At 32.4% G+C, this 17,940-nt stretch carries 22 protein-coding genes; 10 read left to right on the top strand and 12 right to left on the bottom strand.

Annotated elements, in window-relative coordinates:
- Positions 1-10: 10 nt before the first annotated feature.
- The 7 genes from ABD745_RS07795 to ABD745_RS07765 all read right to left on the bottom strand — a co-directional run bounded on the left by ABD745_RS07795 (position 11) and on the right by ABD745_RS07765 (position 7,709).
- Positions 11-1,366, bottom strand: coding sequence for a M20/M25/M40 family metallo-hydrolase (locus tag ABD745_RS07795; RefSeq protein WP_344827675.1), 1,356 nt, complete (start codon positions 1,364-1,366; stop codon positions 11-13).
- A 47-nt stretch (positions 1,367-1,413) separates the two neighbouring features.
- Positions 1,414-2,304, bottom strand: coding sequence for a hypothetical protein (locus ABD745_RS07790; protein WP_344827672.1), 891 nt, complete (start codon positions 2,302-2,304; stop codon positions 1,414-1,416).
- Positions 2,305-2,376: 72 nt separating this feature from the next.
- A complete protein-coding gene (locus tag ABD745_RS07785; RefSeq protein WP_344827668.1) occupies positions 2,377-3,780 on the bottom strand; it encodes a M28 family peptidase in 1,404 nt (467 codons plus the stop codon).
- Positions 3,781-3,832: 52 nt separating this feature from the next.
- Positions 3,833-5,077: a DUF1015 family protein gene (locus tag ABD745_RS07780; RefSeq protein ID WP_047402189.1), complete on the bottom strand. Its 1,245-nt coding sequence runs from the start codon at positions 5,075-5,077 to the stop codon at positions 3,833-3,835.
- Positions 5,078-5,080: 3 nt separating this feature from the next.
- Entirely contained in the window at positions 5,081-6,046 is a 966-nt protein-coding gene (locus ABD745_RS07775) for a D-2-hydroxyacid dehydrogenase (protein ID WP_344827662.1), read from the bottom strand.
- Between the two features lie 123 nt (positions 6,047-6,169).
- Positions 6,170-7,234 carry a 3-phosphoserine/phosphohydroxythreonine transaminase gene (gene serC, locus ABD745_RS07770; protein ID WP_344827659.1) on the bottom strand — a complete coding sequence of 355 codons (1,065 nt, stop codon included), beginning with the start codon at positions 7,232-7,234 and terminating at the stop codon, positions 6,170-6,172.
- Positions 7,235-7,358: 124 nt separating this feature from the next.
- The gene (locus ABD745_RS07765; protein ID WP_047402186.1) at positions 7,359-7,709 is read right to left on the bottom strand and encodes a 4Fe-4S binding protein; all 351 of its coding nucleotides are present in this window, start codon (positions 7,707-7,709) and stop codon (positions 7,359-7,361) included.
- Between the two features lie 59 nt (positions 7,710-7,768).
- Here ABD745_RS07765 and ABD745_RS07760 point away from each other — a divergent pair, with 59 nt between their 5' ends.
- The 4 genes from ABD745_RS07760 to ABD745_RS07745 all read left to right on the top strand — a co-directional run bounded on the left by ABD745_RS07760 (position 7,769) and on the right by ABD745_RS07745 (position 10,544).
- Positions 7,769-8,803, top strand: coding sequence for an aldehyde dehydrogenase family protein (locus ABD745_RS07760; RefSeq protein ID WP_344827652.1), 1,035 nt, complete (start codon positions 7,769-7,771; stop codon positions 8,801-8,803).
- Positions 8,804-8,844: 41 nt separating this feature from the next.
- Positions 8,845-9,291, top strand: coding sequence for a peptidylprolyl isomerase (locus tag ABD745_RS07755; RefSeq protein WP_344827649.1), 447 nt, complete (start codon positions 8,845-8,847; stop codon positions 9,289-9,291).
- A 69-nt stretch (positions 9,292-9,360) separates the two neighbouring features.
- Positions 9,361-9,822, top strand: a complete 462-nt coding sequence (locus ABD745_RS07750; RefSeq protein ID WP_344827646.1) for a peptidylprolyl isomerase — start codon at positions 9,361-9,363, stop codon at positions 9,820-9,822.
- Between the two features lie 35 nt (positions 9,823-9,857).
- Positions 9,858-10,544, top strand: coding sequence for a Bax inhibitor-1/YccA family protein (locus tag ABD745_RS07745; RefSeq protein ID WP_344827643.1), 687 nt, complete (start codon positions 9,858-9,860; stop codon positions 10,542-10,544).
- A gap of 62 nt (positions 10,545-10,606) precedes the next feature.
- Here the strand turns inward: ABD745_RS07745 and ABD745_RS07740 are convergent, their stop codons facing one another.
- The 5 genes from ABD745_RS07740 to ABD745_RS07720 form a co-directional block, all read right to left on the bottom strand.
- A complete protein-coding gene (locus ABD745_RS07740; protein WP_344827640.1) occupies positions 10,607-11,383 on the bottom strand; it encodes a hypothetical protein in 777 nt (258 codons plus the stop codon).
- A 641-nt stretch (positions 11,384-12,024) separates the two neighbouring features.
- On the bottom strand, positions 12,025-12,273 hold the full coding sequence (locus ABD745_RS07735; protein WP_002980002.1) for a DUF6952 family protein: 249 nt from the start codon (positions 12,271-12,273) through the stop codon (positions 12,025-12,027).
- Between the two features lie 2 nt (positions 12,274-12,275).
- Entirely contained in the window at positions 12,276-12,581 is a 306-nt protein-coding gene (locus ABD745_RS07730) for a thioredoxin family protein (protein ID WP_047402181.1), read from the bottom strand.
- Between the two features lie 117 nt (positions 12,582-12,698).
- Positions 12,699-13,331, bottom strand: a complete 633-nt coding sequence (locus ABD745_RS07725) for a redoxin domain-containing protein (protein WP_047402180.1) — start codon at positions 13,329-13,331, stop codon at positions 12,699-12,701.
- A 147-nt stretch (positions 13,332-13,478) separates the two neighbouring features.
- Complete coding sequence (locus tag ABD745_RS07720; RefSeq protein WP_344827833.1) at positions 13,479-13,847, bottom strand: helix-turn-helix domain-containing protein; 369 nt, start codon at positions 13,845-13,847, stop codon at positions 13,479-13,481.
- 187 nt (positions 13,848-14,034) lie between these two features.
- Between ABD745_RS07720 and ABD745_RS07715 the strand changes: the two genes are divergently transcribed.
- The 6 genes from ABD745_RS07715 to ABD745_RS07690 all read left to right on the top strand — a co-directional run bounded on the left by ABD745_RS07715 (position 14,035) and on the right by ABD745_RS07690 (position 17,929).
- On the top strand, positions 14,035-14,199 hold the full coding sequence (locus tag ABD745_RS07715) for a hypothetical protein (protein WP_344827630.1): 165 nt from the start codon (positions 14,035-14,037) through the stop codon (positions 14,197-14,199).
- Between the two features lie 67 nt (positions 14,200-14,266).
- Complete coding sequence (locus tag ABD745_RS07710; RefSeq protein ID WP_344827627.1) at positions 14,267-15,091, top strand: GLPGLI family protein; 825 nt, start codon at positions 14,267-14,269, stop codon at positions 15,089-15,091.
- A 118-nt stretch (positions 15,092-15,209) separates the two neighbouring features.
- Positions 15,210-16,037 carry a GLPGLI family protein gene (locus ABD745_RS07705; RefSeq protein WP_344827624.1) on the top strand — a complete coding sequence of 276 codons (828 nt, stop codon included), beginning with the start codon at positions 15,210-15,212 and terminating at the stop codon, positions 16,035-16,037.
- Positions 16,038-16,414: 377 nt separating this feature from the next.
- A complete protein-coding gene (locus ABD745_RS07700) occupies positions 16,415-16,672 on the top strand; it encodes a hypothetical protein (protein ID WP_344827621.1) in 258 nt (85 codons plus the stop codon).
- Positions 16,672-17,469 carry a hypothetical protein gene (locus tag ABD745_RS07695; protein WP_344827618.1) on the top strand — a complete coding sequence of 266 codons (798 nt, stop codon included), beginning with the start codon at positions 16,672-16,674 and terminating at the stop codon, positions 17,467-17,469. Before ABD745_RS07700 ends, ABD745_RS07695 begins: the two co-directional genes overlap by 1 nt.
- Positions 17,470-17,488: 19 nt before the next feature.
- The gene (locus tag ABD745_RS07690; protein ID WP_344827616.1) at positions 17,489-17,929 is read left to right on the top strand and encodes a DUF1573 domain-containing protein; all 441 of its coding nucleotides are present in this window, start codon (positions 17,489-17,491) and stop codon (positions 17,927-17,929) included.
- Positions 17,930-17,940 lie beyond the last annotated feature (11 nt).

Genomic DNA, 17,940 nt, shown 5'->3' with positions numbered 1-17,940 from the left:
GAATTTTTATCTACCAGTTCTTATCAACCATATAAATAATCTGCGTCAAAGTACTCGCTCCAAGCAGTAATTCTCTGCGGTTCACCTTTTCAAAAGTATCTTCTTCCGTGTGGTGAATATCGAAATATCGTTGGGAATCGGGAACCAATTCGGCAGTCGGAATACCCATATCATGAAGCGGATAAAGATCTGTCCCGGAATAGGTGTTTTTAAAATCATAAACTCCGTAAGGTAAGAACAGATTTGCCCAACTTTGGATCTGCTTTCTTTTTTCGTTATCCATTTCCAGAGAAATTCCTCTTGGCGTAAAACCTCCGGCATCGGTTTCTATGGCAAAAAGATGTTTCTCATTATTTTCTTTGGCTGTTTTTCCGTACTGAACACCGCCTTTTACGCCGTTTTCTTCATTCGCAAAACAAACCACTCGGATCGTATGGTTATTTTTAATACCAAGATTTTTGAATGTTCTCAATACTTCAATACTCTGAACAATTCCGGTTCCGTCATCATGTGCACCTTCACCCACATCCCACGAATCCAGGTGTCCGCCAACAACGATGACGCTTTTATCTTTCTTGCCCGTGATTTCTCCAATTACTGAGTGGGAGAGTTTCTCGCCTTTCATTCCGCAGTTGGAGTTCAATTTTGCGATGATTTTCTGTGATTTTAAAAGCTCAGCCAATTCATCAGCGGTAGTATTTCCAATGGCAACGGCAGGGATTTTCTTATCATCCTGATAATGCATGGCTCCTGTGTGCGGAACATTATCAAAAGCCGAAGAAAGCGAACGGATAATTGCAAACTTTCCACCTTTTTTAGCGGTTAATGAAGCCGCCGTTGTTCTGTATTTCGCAGCATCACTATATCCTCTGAAAGTTTCTATATAAGACTGGCTGAAGGGATAATTAAAGAAAACGATCTTATCTTTTACCTGTTCCGGTGAAAGCTTATCATATTCTTCCATGGATTTTACCATGATAATTTCTCCTGAAACATCTTTTCCGCCTGTTCCTTCAGAATTTCCGAGAGAAAGCATTTTCATGCTTTTCCATTGTCCGTTAGAGGTTTTGATCTGTAAAGATTCTTTTCCTCTCACCCAAACCGGAATCATTACTTCCTGAAGCCAGACTTTATCAGCTCCGGCATCACGAAGTTTCTGTTCTGCCCATTTTACGGCTTTTTCATAAGATTCTGAACCGCTTAATCGGTGACCGATATTTTTAGTTAAATCTCTTAATTCGATGTAACCTTTTCCGTTATTTAATATTTCCGTGGAAATTTTTGCAAATTGTATGGAGTCTTCTTTTGCCTGACCGAAAACCGTCATGCTCAGAAGCAATAATGATGTTCCTAATATCTTTTTCATTTTTTTAGAATTTGATTTTTATAACACAATCAATACTTTATGATTAGTTAAAATTCAGTGTAATTTAGTTTTACGTCTTTTACATAAAGCAACATATCTTTTTTTATTTTGTACGGAGAATCTTGATCAATTGAGATGCTTTTTAAAAGATTGTTGCTGTATCTCTCCAAAATTTCAATTTTTTCATCGTAAAGTAATATAAATTGATGAGCATTAAAAAATATAAGCTCTGCGTTGTTATCGATGGCAAAACTTTCGGGTTCTTTAAACTTTTCTATTGATAATTTTCTGACATATACATTGTCATCATCAAGGAAATGTTTTTGATAAGCGAGTTCTGATAGGTTTTTGCTAATAACATAATATTTGCCTAAATCATCAATTTTGTCAACAAATAAAACACGGATATTTTCCGGTGATTCTATTTTTAAAATGCAGTGAAAACATTTTGGATCGTCACCGTCTTTGCAATAAACAATAATGATTACTATATCTTCGTTCGAAGATGAAAATATAGAATATCTGTCGTCAAAATAAAAATAAATAAAATCATATTGATCAAAATGGTCATCAAAAAAACCAGTCAAATTATATTTTTTTAAATCCTTAAGATCAATTAGTTCTAAATCTTCCCGAAAAATATAATTTTTTAAAACATGTTTATGATTTAAAGAGCTGATTTTGCTATCGAGCTGATCTTTTAAAATTATTTCTCCATTAGAATTTATTTTGAAATGCAATGAATCAGCACTCAAATAAAAATTTTCATCATCAATGGAATGGAATTCTATCCGACCATAAGGTTTGGCGTATATTTTTTCATTCAATGAAATTTCTTTGATGTCATTGGTTTTTAAATTTAAAACTTCAATAAATAATTCTAAATTTTGCTTGGTTTTGAGTAAAATAATCTGTTGCCTTTCCGGAATATAGTCCAACTTTATGATCTTAAAGTTATTGCTGTTACTTTGGGAAATTAAGTTGTCTATATTACTCATCATAATAAATAATTACCAATTTTTATCAATCATTAAGACCATTTGTGTCATGGCAACCGCACCTAAAAGCAATTCTCTTTTGTTCACTTTATCGAAAGTATCTTCCACAGAGTGATGATAATCGAAATATCTTTGGGTATCTACAACAAGCTCTGCCAAAGGAATATCCAGCTTTTTTAAAGGAGAAATATCCTGAATAGCATCAGTCTGGTCAAAATCATAAACACCGTAGGGAAGGAAATAATGTTTCCATTCAAAAACCTGTCTTCTTCTCTGCGGAGACATGTCTAATGAAAAACCTCTCGGAGAATAACCTCCCGCATCTGTCCCCAATGCGAAAACATGTTTCTCATCTTTCTTTTTTACATAAGCAGCATACATTTCCCGTCCTTGTCCGCCGTTTTCACTGTTGGCATAGAGAACAACTCTGATGGTGTGATTATTTTCATAGCCTAATGCTTTTAATGTTCTCAAAACTTCAATACACTGCGCAACTCCGGTTCCGTCATCAATAGCACCTTCTCCAAAATCCCAGGAATCCAATTGAGCTCCCAAAACAATGACTTTAGAATCTTTTTTGCCCGGAATTTCAGCGATGATGTTCGGATTGGTTGTTTCACCTTTTGATTCGGCGGTCATATTTATTTTTGCTGTAACTTTTTGTTTTTTTAATAATTTTTCAAGTTCTTCAGCAGATTTTACACCGATAGATAAAGCCGGAATTTTTACTTTGTCATCCGGTTCATAATAAATCATTTTAGCATGGGGAGTATCATCGGTTGCAGTGGTTAAAGATCTTATAATTAAAGCTTTTGCTCCCGTTTTAGCAATAACAGAAGCAGAAATTAATTTTGATTTTGCTGTAAGTAAATAAGAATCACTGGTATTAATGATTCTAGGGTCCATCGGAACATTAACGAAAACTATTTTGTCTTTTAACTGTCCTACGGATAACGCATTAAGCTCGGAAGTACTGTTGATTAAAACAATTTCACCGGTAAGATCTTTTCCGCCTGTTCCTTCAGAATTACCGAAAGACAGCATTCTTATGTTTTTCCAGTCTCCATTTGCAGCTTTTATCTGCAGAGATTCTCTTCCTCTTATCCACACCGGAGCTTTTGCTTCCTGTCTCCAGATCATTTCAATTCCGATGGCTTTAAACTTTTTTTCAGCCCATTCTACAGCTTTCGCATAACCGGGAGTCGCACTGAAACGGGAACCGACACCTTTCGTCAGTTCTCCGAGATTTTCGTAAGCAGTTCCGTTGGTCATGATCTCATCAGAGATCTTTTTAAATTCATCCGGATAATTGAATTTCGCAGTGGCAGCCGTTTTTAAAGGCTTTTTCTGAGGTTTTTTTTGAGAAAATAAAAATCCACCCAAAAAGAGTGGAATTATAATGAAGATTTTTTTCATTTTTTATTTACCTTTTTTCCGTTGCTAAAAGTAAGGAAAAATTGGTTATTTTTTATTGTTTCATATCATACATTAACAATGCTGTAACCAATTTTGGCTCAATAAATGTACATTTTGGAGGCATGCTTAGCTTTAAATCTGAAATTTTAATCATATCATTAAAACTTACAGGGAAAATTCCGAAGCCTACTTTTCCTTCTCCTGCATCTACTTTTTCTTTTAAAAGACTGATTCCTTCAAGATTTGAAGTTCCTTTTACATAAGAAATTTTTTCTGAACTGTCCGGATCTTCTATTTTCAGAATATTTTTAAAGATAAATTTATCCAAAAGATGGTGATCCAGATTATCTAAAGACATTTCCGTAGAACGAAGATCATGTTTTACGTGAAGAGAATAAAATTTACCTCCCAAATACATGGAAATATGGAATTTTTGGGAAGGATAATATGCGGTTTCCCCTTTTTCATGAATTAAGAAAAACTTTTCTAATTCAGTTAAAAATTCCTGGTCTGATAAACCGTTAATATCACTTACGATCCTGTTGTAATCGTGGATTTTAATAGACTGGTTGGAAACGATAAAACTATATACGAAGTTGTAAAGTTCCGTACCGTTATGCCTTTTATTTTTGTCTTTCTGATGTTTTGCATTAAGAGCTGTAGAACCGATTCTGTGGTGTCCGTCCGCAATGTAAAAAGCATCAATCTGATCAATAACTTCTTTGAACTGCTGCAGTTTCAGACGGTTATCGATTCTCCAGATTTTGTGTCTGATTCCCTTTGTATCGACATGATTGAAAATCGGAACGTTTTTCTCCTCATGGTTCATCAGCAATTCAATCTTAGAATTGGAAGGATAGGTCAATAACACAGGTTCAGCCTGAATGTTTACTTTTTCAAGATAATGAGCCAGTTTCTCTTTCTTCTGAGGAATGGTACTCTCATGTCTTTTGATTTTTCCGCTCCAGAAATCCTCAATGCTTGATAATCCCAAAAGCCCTCTGAAAACCTGTTTGTTAGGATATATTTGCTCATAAAGATAATAGGAAGAACTGTCCTGGACGAGTTTTTTCTCTTCCATAAGTTCTTCAAATGTCGATCGGATTTTCCTTAAATTCCTATCGATATCTTTTGATTTACTTACAACATACGGTTTAATCATATTGATGTAAGTATCTTCAACTTGAGCTTTCTCCGCTATCTCTTCCTGCGTAAAATTATCCAAAGGATGAGTAGGGAAAGTGCTCTCATGATCTTTATGAGGTCTTATTCCACGGAAAGGTTTAAAAACAGGCATATTTTATTGTATAGTTTCTTTTTGTAGCTTAATAATTTGTTCTGCAAGCTCGACTCCGATTTTCTCCTGAGCATCCACCGTATTTCCTCCAACATGCGGAGAAAGTGACAGAGCAGGATTCATCAGAAGAAGCACTTCCGGATTGGGTTCTTTTTCAAAAACATCCAAAGCAGCTCCCGCCACTTTTCCGGATTCGATAAAATCAATCAGGGCAACTTCGTTTATAACGCCGCCTCTTGCAGTATTTACAATGTAGACGCCGTCTTTCATTTTTTCAAACTGAGGCGTGTCTATGATATATTCGTTCGTTTTAGGTGTATTGATACTGATGAAATCTGTATCTTTTAAGAATTCATCCATATCATTAACGGAAGTAATTTCAAAATTCACCGACTGTCCGTCGAAAAAATTCAAAGTAAGAACTTTCGTTTTAGGTTTTCTTGTTAAAACTTTAACTTTCATTCCTAAAGAAATCCCTATTTTCAAAACTTCCTGACCAATACTTCCAAAACCAATAACTCCTAATGTTTTTCCAGAAAGTTCATAGGCTTTGCTGAACGATTTTTTCATGGCATTGAAGTGAGTTTCCCCTTCCAATGGCATTAATCTGTTGGATTCATGAAGAAATCTCGCCAATGAAAAGAAATGTCCGAAAACCAATTCCGCAACCGATTTTGAAGATGCAGTCGGCGTATTGATTACTTTTATTCCTTTGCTTTTAGCATATTCAACATCGATGTTATCCATTCCGATGCCGCCTCTTCCGATGATTTTCAGACCGGGACAGGCATCGATAAGATCTTGTCTTACTTTCGTAACACTTCTTACCAAAAGAACATCCACGTTATTCTCGTTGATGAAATTGATGACATGATCCTGTGCAACTTTGTTGTCCAAAACTTCAATTCCTGCATCTTTCAATGCCTGTTCTCCTGATTTCGAAATTCCGTCGTTAGCTAAAACTTTCATGGTTCTTTATTTAATTTAAATAGTTAAAGATTGAATTATTTAAAAATTTAAATGTTGCGCAAATTAAGAAAATTTAAAATAACAATAAATAATATTTAATTGATTGAAATTTAAATATTTAAGTTATTTAATAGACTTCATGACATCCACCAAAACTTGCACACTTTCAATCGGTAAAGCATTGTATAAGCTTGCCCTGTAACCACCCAGACTTCTGTGTCCGTTTAATCCGCTGATTCCGGCAGCTTTCCACGCATTGTCGAACTCTTCTTTTTTGCTTTCGTCTATTAATTTAAAAGAAACATTCATTAAAGAACGGTCTTCTTTCACACAAAACGTTTCAAATAAAGGATTGCTGTCGATTTCGTCGTATAAAAGTTTTGCTTTTGCTTCGTTTCTTGCTTCAGCAGCTGCAATTCCTCCGTTGTTTTCTAAATGCTGTAAAGTAAGTAAAGACGCATAAACAGGGAAAACCGGCGGTGTATTGTACATTGATTCTTTTGCAATATGCTGAGAATAATCCAGGATTGAGAACATATTTTCTCTTCCTGTTTTACCTAGAATTTCTTTTTTAATAACCACTAAAGTTACTCCTGCAGGACCCATATTTTTCTGAGCTCCGGCGTAGATTAAATCAAATTTTGAGAAATCCAGCTGTCTGGAGAAAATATCAGAACTCATATCACAAACCATTAAAGTGTCAACTTCAGGGAAAGACTTCATCTGTGTTCCATAGATCGTATTGTTGGAAGTACAGTGAAAATAATCATATTCTGAACCAACTGTATAATCTTTCGGAATGAAAGAGTAGTTTTCTTCTTTTGAAGAACCTACGACATCTACCGTTCCTACTTTTTTAGCTTCTTTGATTGCTCCTGCAGCCCAAGTTCCCGTATCTGTATAAGCTGCTTTTCCGCCAACTTTCATCAAATTGTAAGGAACCATCGCAAACTGCAAACTAGCACCGCCTCCTAAATATAAAACTTCGTAATCATCACCAAGGTTCATCAGTCTTTTTACGATTGCACGCGCTTCGTCCATCACAGCGACAAAATCTTTGCTTCTGTGCGAAATTTCAAGAAGAGACAATCCTATTCCGTTGAAATCCAGAATCGCCTGTGCCGATTTTTCGAAAACTTCCTGAGGTAAGATACATGGTCCTGCGCTAAAGTTGTGCTTTTTGCTCATATTTTTATTTTTTTGGTTTTAGTAAACGCTTTTGACGCTTACAGTTTCATTTTTAGATTCTTATTAAGGTTTATTGAGATTTTTGGCTAAAAAAACCGTCCCATACTGTATGAGACGGTGTATTTTATTCACCGTGTAAGAATGCTTTTTTATTAAGCAATGCTTCTTCAGATTCTACATGATCTTCATCAGGAACACAGCAATCAACAGGGCAAACTGCTGCACACTGTGGTTCTTCATGGAAACCTTTGCATTCTGTACATTTATCTGTTACGATGAAGTACACATCGTCACTTACAGGTTCTTGTGGTGAATCTGCATCCACGGTAAGTCCTGATGTTAGTGTTACAGTACCTTTCAGTTCGGTACCTTCTGAAGCTTTCCAATCCACTGCTCCTTCATAAATTGCATTGTTTGGACACTCTGGTTCGCAGGCACCGCAATTAATGCATTCATCAGTTATTTTAATAGCCATCGCTAATTTTTTTTAAATTTGCACAAAATTACAAAATATTCCCCAATTTTACAGTAATTATGAATATCGAAAATCAAGTTTTAGGACTTACGAAGGTAAGTGATTATATAAAAGCGTTTTTAGCAAAAAATCAGGAAGATTATAATGAAAATGATTCGGATTTTGAGTTATTATTAGAGAAATCAAAAACAGAGAACCAATGGTTTACTATTGAAAATCAGAAATTTGCTTTGCAACAGTGGGCTGATTTGCTGACTGAAGAAAATATAAAAAATTGGCTTAAAGAATATTCAATCTCAAAAATCTCAAAAAGAGTAGGGCTGATCATGGCTGGAAATATTCCTTTGGTGGGTTTTCATGATGTGATTTCCGTTGTTTTGAGTAATCATATTCCTGTTATTAAATTATCTTCAAAAGACAGGTATATCATTCCGTTTTTATTAAAAAAATGGAATGAGTTTTCAGAAGGAAATGTACAGTTTGAATTTGTAGAAAGATTAGAGAATTTCGATGCCGTAATTGCAACAGGAAGCAATAACACAGCGAGATATCTGGAATATTATTTTAAAAATCATTTAAATATTATCAGAAAAAACAGAACTTCTGTTGCTGTTTTGAAAGGTGACGAAACTGAAGAAGAATTACGACTTTTAGCAAATGATATTTTTCAGTATTTTGGTTTGGGTTGCAGAAATGTAACAAGGATTTTGATTCCGCAGGATTTTGTTATTGACAGGCTGTTTGAAAGTTTTATTGATTTTCAGGATATTATCAATCATAATAAATATGCGAATAATTATGAATATAACAGAGCAGTCTATCTTTTAAATCAAGAGCAGTTTTGGGATAATAATTTTGTAATGCTGAAAGAAGATGAAAAGCTTTTCAGTCCGCTTTCTGTCATTAATTTCAGCAGATATTCTTCTTTGGATGAAGTGAAAGACTTTATCGCTGAAAATGAAGAAGATATTCAGTGTGTTGTTGCAAAAGACGAACTTGGCTTTGACTCTATTACGTTTGGAGAAGCACAAAATCCGGGTTTAGATACTTACGCAGATAATGTGGATACGATGAAATTTTTATCGTTAATTTAAATCTTCGTATCTTACATCAATCAACCAATCACAAGAATATTATGAAAAAGTTATTGCTTATTCTTACCGTTTTGGCTTTTCAATTAGGATTTTCTCAAAACAGCAAAATAAAAGTTATTGAAAGCAAAAAAATTGAATTAACCTCAGAATTAAGTAAAGATAAAATTGAGTTTTACAATAAGATATTTCTAAAATTCGTAGCCGCTTTGAAAGCTTCCGACAAGCAGACCATCAATACTTTAATCTCTGATCAGGTGAAAGATATTGTTTCGGATAATATGATTCAGAAATTATCAGGAGGTATAAGTTTTGAAAAGAAAACGGAAGTGTATAAATCCGGTTATCAAAAATTGTTGGATAATGAAACGTATCCTGCAATTCAATACAAATATGCCGGAGATAGAGAAAATCCACCAAGAGATATTATCACGGTAATTTTTGAAAATGATGGAAAAATTCTTGGGGTAAAACCAGAATATAGCAAGTGATTGATGAATAATAAGCAATAGGTAACTAGTAATTTCGTTTATTGTTTATTAGAAAATAATGAGAGCATAATGAAAAAAATATTTTTAATTCTTTCTGTTTTATCAGTACAGTTTTTTCTTTCGCAAAAAGCAGGCGTAAAAGTAGAAAACAACAAGAATGCAAACACCAATACCAAAGCTTCTTTAAATTTAAGCAAAGAAGAAATCGATCTTTATAACGGAAAATTTCTAAAATTTATTGACGCTCTGAAGATTTCCGACCGCACTGCAATGGATGCACTATTATCTGAAAAAGCAAAAAAAATGATTACAGAAGTTGTGTATCAAAAATTAGCGAAAGATATTAAGACAAGTAAAAAATTTGAAATCGTTAAAACAGGCTATAAACCTTTAATTGACGGAAGCAGTTTTCCAATGATTCAGTACAAATATTCTGATGATAAGGCTGCGGAACCGAAAGAAATTATTACAGCTGTATTTGAAACTGACGGAAAAATATTAGGAATTAAACCATATAAGATTACTAAATAAAATTATATTTAAAAAAATTAAATTAAAAAATAACTATGATGACAGATGTTTTAGTCGCACACGCTAAAGACGTGGAAAAGGCTAGTTTTTACAAGAAAACATATTTGCACGTTGCATTATCTATTCTTGCATTTATCGGTGTTGAAACGGTGTTGATCAAAACCGTTCCTGAGCAGTTGATTGTTGCTATGTTTGCACAAAGATTTGCTTGGCTGTTAATTATCGGAGTATTTTGGCTGGCTTCGGTTTTGGCTACAAAATGGTCACTTTCTCAAAGTAAATCAACGCAGTATTTTGGGCTTGGATTTTATATTTTACTGGAAGCGGTTATCTTTCTTCCATTAATTTATATTGCTACGGTTTATTCTGGAGCGCAGGTAATCTATCAGGCTGCAATGTTGACGATTGCTATGTTTGCCGGGATTTCTGCAGTAGCTTTTACTTCTAAAAGAGATTTTTCGTTCCTTAGAAATATTATTGTTATCGGAGGATTTATTTCACTTGGATTAATCGTTGGCGGAATGCTTTTCGGTTTCAATCTTGGACTTTGGTTCTCTGTAGGAATGGTGATTTTGGCTTCTGCAACGATTTTATATCAAACAAGTAAGCTGAAAGATTCTTACGGAACAAATCAATATGTAGGAGCTTCTTTGCAATTATTTGCTTCCATTATGCTTTTGTTCTGGTACATTTTGAGTATCTTAATGAACAGAAGAAGCTAATTAATTTTAGTAATATATAATAAAAAAAACACCCGATGAAAATTTCATCGGGTGTTTGCTTTTTATTTGGTAACGAACATATTGACAGACCAGTTTGAGGCTAGCCATATGTTTGAGTTTGTCGGAGTATTGCTTCGGGCTACATATGCCTGTACAAAATACGTGTCAGCTGCAGGTGCTGTTATACCACTGCTATAAGTAATGGCTGCGGAACCAAAAACACCAGGTGAGCTTGTACTTGAAGTAGTTGATATTAAAAAGCCATTTCTTCCGTTCGAAGCATAAGGAATACTGGATGATAGTGCAGCACCGGGTGTTATCTTTATCAGATAATCTGCCTGAAGGGCTACTGGTGTCGCATTAGATACATCCACCATACCACTAAGAGTGACGTTAATATTGGCTCCTGCGGAAGCGGTGAAACTACTCCTTAATGCTGTAATTTCGGTCCAGTTAACATTGTTATTTGTAAGCGCATTGAAATCAGTAGGAGTAGGTGCTGTAACTATTTTATTATATTCGATAATAGGACCTCCCGCAGCCTGCATTTGTAAAGCTCTCCAACTGGGAGCTGCCGGTGTTCCAACATTTAGATAAAGTCCCTGAGTGCCAAATGTTGTACTGGTATTATAAACCACTAAACCATTTGCCGGTGTCGGAATTGTTGTTGCATCTGTTGCGCTAATAAGAGGTATTTTTGGAGGTAGAAATCCTTTGTTTGTTGAATTTAGTTGTAAAATGGCCGAATTATCGGGGATAGATGTTCCTATTCCAACCTGAGCTCTAAAAAGAGAGCTTAATGTAATGATTAATATTACAGATAAGTTTAATTTTGTCATTGTAATTATTTGGTTATTTAATTTAATCAAATTTAACTATTAATTTATTAAATTTCATTAAATAATAATTAAATATTAAAATAATTACTTTACTGCTGTGTTTTTATTATAAATTCGTTAAGTATTAAAATTTTAACAATTATAAACTAAAATATTTATCAATTGAATAACATTGAATAAAAGAGTTTAAAGCATATCCTGATGAAGTAGGAGAAATTAATTGAATTTTTAATAAACATAAAAAAAACACCCGATAGAAAATTTCATCGGGTGTTTGCTTTTTTATTTAGTAACGAACATATTGACAGACCAGTTTGCAGTACCCCAAAAACTTGGATTAGTTGGTGTATTGTTTCGGGCTACATATACCTGTACAAAATAGGTATTAGCTGCTGCTGTGCTGGTGAACCGAAAATGCTTGGTGCAGTTGCACCTGTAGTGTTTGATATTAAAAAACTATTCCTTGAGTTCGCGGCAATAGAAATATTAGATGGCAGGAATGCACCTGGTGTTACTTTGATCAAATAATCTGCTTGATAAGCTCCTGCCACAGCGTTAGAAACACTTAATATATGTGTGGTATCCTTATTGTAAAATTCGTAAAGCAGTGAGTTTTATGTAATTAAAAGTGTATGCTGTAATTACTTATCAATCGATCCTAAAACCTTTTGAGCAAATGAGTTTAAAGCGTCCTTTTCGCTCATTCCGTTTTGTACGTTGGCGTGAACTTCCAAAGCTCCGCAGATGTTTGTTATTAACTCTCCTGCAACGTTTAGATCTTCTTCACTTGTTCCCCTGAACTCGCAGAAACTTTCCAAAACTTCTAATGTTTTTTCAAGGTTTTCGGGAGTTTGGTTCTGATAAAATTGTCTGATTACGGGTAATTTCATAATTACAATTCATTAAATAAATTAATTAAACTTTCAGCTTGGTTAGACTGAACCTGATTCACCAATTCTCCGTTTTTGAAGATCGCGAAAGTAGGTAAGTTGTCAACTTTTGCTAATTTTCTGCTTTCCGGTAATTTTTCTGCATCTACATAAAGGAAAGGAATGCTGTCGTTTTCAGATGCCAGTTTTTTGAATTTCGGCTTCATGATTCTGCAGTTTCCGCACCAAGTTGCTCCGTATTGTACGACAACTTTTTCATTATCGCTTACAATATTTTGCAGCGTATCTTCTGTTAATTCTGTATACATAAGTTAAATTTGAAAAATTTAACAATGTAGCAATCTGATAATTTACCAATCTAACAATTGAAAAACGAGTCTTAAAATTGTTATACTGTTAGATTGCTACATTGTTACATTAAAACTTTAGTTTTTTGCTAAATATTCAGCAGTAGAAGTTCTGTCAGCTTTCATAGCATCTTTTCCTTCTTCCCAGTTTGCAGGGCAAACTTCACCGTGCTTCTGAACGTGCGTGTAAGCGTCGATTAATCTTAAATATTCTTTTACGTTTCTTCCCAAAGGCATATCGTTTACAGACTCGTGGAAAATTTTTCCTGTTTCGTCGATAAGATAAGTTGCTCTGTAAGTTACGTTAGAACCTGTGAAAACTTCTTCACCTTCGTCATTGTATTCGAAATCCTGATCTACAATTCCCAACATATTTGCCAATTGTCTGTGTGTATCAGCCAAAAGTGGGTAAGTTACGCCTTCAATACCACCGTTATCTTTCGATACGTTCAACCAGGCAAAATGCACTTCGTTTGTATCGCAAGAAGCTCCGATTACTTTAGTGTTTCTTTTTTCGAATTCACCTAAAGCTTCCTGAAAAGCGTGAAGCTCAGTCGGGCAAACAAAAGTAAAATCTTTCGGGTACCAGAATAAAAGAACTTTTTGTTGGTTTGCTGTTGCTTCTTCGAAGATGTTGATTTTCAAATCGTCACCCATTTCAGACATTGCGTCTACTGCTACATTTGGGAATTTTTTTCCTACTAAAGACATAATTTCCTTGTTTTTATATTTAAATTTTCTAGTGCAAATATAAAAACATTTCATCTATCGAACAAATCAATATTAATAAATAAAATCTATAATTGTTTTTGATATGATTCCTAATAAAAAAGCCCTGAATTCAGGGCTTTTGTTTATTTAATCTTTCGTATTGAGCTTGTCTTTCAGATCTTCGATTATCTTTTCATTAGCTTGATTTTGTTCAACCAATTTTTTGAATTCTTCGAGAAAGTTTTCCGGGAAATTGTTTATAACATTGTTTTGATGTTGACCAACCTGTCCATTGTTTTCATGAACATTGTTTACATATTTTTCGTCTAAAAAGTAATCAAAATCCTTATCAAAAAAATGGCAAACTTTATCCATTAGTAAAAAATCTACTTTTTTCGAATTTCCACTTTCGATATTATGTAAAGTTCCTTGAGAAACTCCTAATTCAAAAGCTAATTCACTTTGTGACAGATGTTTTTCTTCTCTTAAATTTTTGATCTTAGTTCCAATATTCATGTTCAATTTAATTAGTTTTCTGATTAAAATAATTAATTTCTTGGTTGGTAAAGGTATAAAGAATTTTTCATTTTTGTGACAAGCAATTGATCCGGAAAAAATTGTAGTGTAACAAATTAATTTTAATTTTTAAAACATTTAAATTATGAAAAATTTTAAAAAACTTTCGAGAAATGAATTGAAGTCAATGATTGGAGGAAAATTACCTGGTGGAGGTTTAGGAGGTAATTGTCCTGATATGTGTGTACCAACAGGTGGAGGTACAGAAGATGGATGCAGACAATATGGTCTTGTTTGCGGATTTTTCCAATGTGGTCCTGGACCTAATGATTGGGGAAATAGATGTCAATAAATTAATTTAAATATGAGGCGTAAAAATTTTATGCCTCATTATTTAATATGATGATTATATTTATAGTATGAAAAAAAATAAACTTCTTATAAAATTTCTGTTCTTCTGTATCATTATATTTTTTGATAACATTTCTGCTCAAAATAAGCTGTTCAAATACGATTTAGAATATAAATCAAATCCACAAAAGGATAGTATTACTTTAAAAAAAATGGTTTTAGATTCAGAAAATGGCAAAAATTCTGTTTTTAGAACCGAACATGATAGGACATCTGATTCTCTTATTGCAATTACAGGTTTAGGCTTGGGAAGAGGAATGACATTGGAAGATCAGCTTTATGTTACTAAGAATTTTACTGAAAATGTTACATATAAAAGTATTCAAACTGTTTACAGAGATATCTATTCGATAAAAATCGCTGAGAGGCTTGATTGGGAACTCTTACCTGAAAAAAGTAGAATCGCAAATTTCAATGTTCAAAAGGCAAAGGTTAATTATGGAGGTAGAAATTGGACAGCTTGGTTTACGAGTGAAATTTCTATTCAGGAGGGACCTTATATTTTTTGTGGCTTGCCTGGTTTGATTATTAAGATTTCAGATGATCAGAATGATTATAATTTTAGTTTAACTGAAATAAAAAATGGCAGCAGTAAAGTCTATTATAGAAATAAAGGCTCTGAATTAACTTGGGAGCAATTTAAAAAACTGTCTGAAAATTATTATTCAGATCCTTTTGCACGTATGAAATCTATGGGAGTTCCTGTAAAAAAAGATGATGGAACAGGAAATGCTGTTTCTGTAAACATGAAAGAAGAAACTGACAAATTAAAAAGAATAATTAGAGAAAATAACAATCCGATAGAACTTAATCATAAAGTTGAATACAAATAAAAAAAATTGAATTCATAACTTATGAAAAGTAATTGATCCAGAAAAAAAATTGTGGTTATAACAAAAAAATAATTTTGAATGGTATAAATTTTCATACCATTCCTTTAATTTATAAAAAATGAGAAATTTACTTAGATTTTGTTTACTGCTATTTATTTTAATAAGTATTGATAGTTATTCTCAACATTATAAGATTATTTATAAATTAATATACAAAACTGATTCTACTGCGGATAAAACATTAACAAAGAACATGTTATTGGAATTAGACGAAGGTTTGTCCAACTTTTATTCATATGATTTTTATAAAAGCGATTCTATATATCAGATAAATAGTAAACTAGGAAAAGAAGCATTTCAACCAATACCTGACTCTAATTTTTTTGTTATTAAAAATAATGATAAATCAACTATAAGTAAATTTTATAATTTTCCGCCTAACAATACTATTTATCAATTAGATGAAATTAAAAATAACTTTAACTGGGAAATATTAAAAGAAATAAAGAAGATTAATAATTATACCTGTCAAAAAGCCCAACTAAAATACAAGGGAAGAAACTGGATTGCGTGGTTTACAAAAGAAATCCCGTTAAATTTTGGTCCATATGTTTTTGAAGGGTTACCTGGAGCTATACTATATATGGAAGATTCAAAAAAAAATTACCTATTTGAATTAATATCTTTACATAATTCCTCTTCGCATAAAATTAATTTTTTTGATGATTCGAATGTGATTAATGTTTCTAAAAAAGAATTTGATAAAATATGTTTAGATCGTTATAATGATCCGTACAAAGAAATGCGTAATGATGGAGTTTTAATAGAGAATTCTTCAGGAGAACTCAATAAGCCAAATATTAATCAAATGACAAAAGAAAAACAAAAATTTATAAAAAATCATAACAATCCTATAGAACTTTCTGAAGCCATAAAATATCCTTAAAATAAAAACGCCCTGAATTTTCAGGACTTTTTCTAATCTTATATTGTTCAATAACAAATAAGTTTGTATTTGAAAACTTAGTATTTAACATAAAAAAATAGTTTTAAAATATATACAATAATTTAAAATCGATTGTCGTTTAGAGACAAATTGATTCTATATTTGAATCCCTAAAAAAACACAAATGGCTCTTTCTACTTTTCAGAACAGCCATTATAAAAAATATAATAGATCTGTTTATCGGGTCTATATAAAGTTATATTGCGCAATATGAAAGGTAGGAATAAGCCGAAAACCTGCCTCCGTAAGGAAAGTTAAATTCTTCTCTGTTGAAGATTTATACAAAATAAGTAGGAAACATGAAAAAATAAATTATTATGAAAAAAAAGTTTTTAATCGGTGCATTAGGATTAGCGTCTGTATTTACATTAAGCTCATTTGATGATGGAAACACTGAATCTACAACATCACGCAGATTTTGGGGTAGTGAAATTACTGGATATGGAGGTTGTTCACCAACTGGATTAATACAAGCAGATGGAACAGCACAATGTGGATGTGAAGTAACCGTTACTCATTATGTGTTTTGGATTGGTATAAGTGAAAGTACAGAAATTAGATATACAAGTTGCTAATGCACTCATTTAAAATTCTTAATTACATTTGGAAAAGGGAAATTATTTCCCTTTCCTTTTTATTCTTTTCTTGTTATTTTTATTCTCAAACCTTCGTAAGAGACTCAGACGGAAAAATTTTTGATGAAGTTACTATTATAAGAAACAATAAAAATATTATAATAAATAAAAATACTTTTAAAGATTATAAACCTGCAATATCTGATAAAATCCTCTTTAATCAGAAACTACTAGATTTTGCAATAGGAAATGACTCACTATTTTTCTTTGACAAAGTAAAAGAAATTGAAGAGATTAATATAGTTGGGGATAATCTTGGAAATAAGAAGGAGAAAATAATAAAAAGTGGAGAAACTCAAAAGGTTTATGCAGATATTTTTCCAAATAATTATATAGCAACTTTTATAAAAATAGGTGCAAAAAAAAGGACATTTGTAAAATCAATTACCTTTTTTCCTGATAAAAGATTTTCCATAAAAAATTTATCTGGGAAAATTCAAATTCAAATAATGCCTAATCTAGGAGGTTTTCCTGATGAAGATTCAACAATCTTAACTTTTGAAAAAGATATGTCTGAAACTTATCAAAATAAATGGGAAATTGAACTACCAAGAATTATGAAATATCCTGACAATGGCTTCTTTGTTGTTTTTTACTATCAATCCAATAACAAAAAAATGACAGCAACATTAAAATTAAATAATGAATCTGATATGTTTTTGTTTTATCCAACAAACAAGGAATGGAAGTCAATAAAAAACAATGGATATTTATATAAATTAAAAATCTTACAATAATCTCTAGAATCTTTGAAAAATGAAAAATTATATATATGTAATATTTATTTTTTTTCTTTCCTGTAAGGAAGAGAAAATTGTAAAAAGTACAAACAACTTTAATCTTAAGAATAGCGATGAAATTTATAAAAAAATATCCAAAATTCCAGACAATCAATTAACTAAAATAGAGATTCCCGAATTTATTGATTTGGATACAATTGAAGGTAATAGTAAATTAGTTAGTATTACTATTAAAAATAAGGGACATCATAACTTAACTTCATTTGTTGTTAAACCTCCTTGCTCTTGCAACGAAGTATCAAAATATGATAGTCTAATGTTGCCAAATACTTCTCAAACATTTACTGTTAATATGAAATTTGACAAAATTGGTAATTTTTATCAAGGAATTACTCTATATGGAAGTTTTTACCCATATATAAAAAAAGTTTATGTTGAAGGTTATAGACGAAGGTAAATAATGTAAAA

Source organism: Chryseobacterium ginsenosidimutans (assembly GCF_039536845.1).
GTDB classification, from domain to species: domain Bacteria; phylum Bacteroidota; class Bacteroidia; order Flavobacteriales; family Weeksellaceae; genus Chryseobacterium; species Chryseobacterium ginsenosidimutans_B.
Note: the sequence above shows the minus strand (reverse complement) of the source record. Positions and strands in the feature narration are given on the sequence as shown.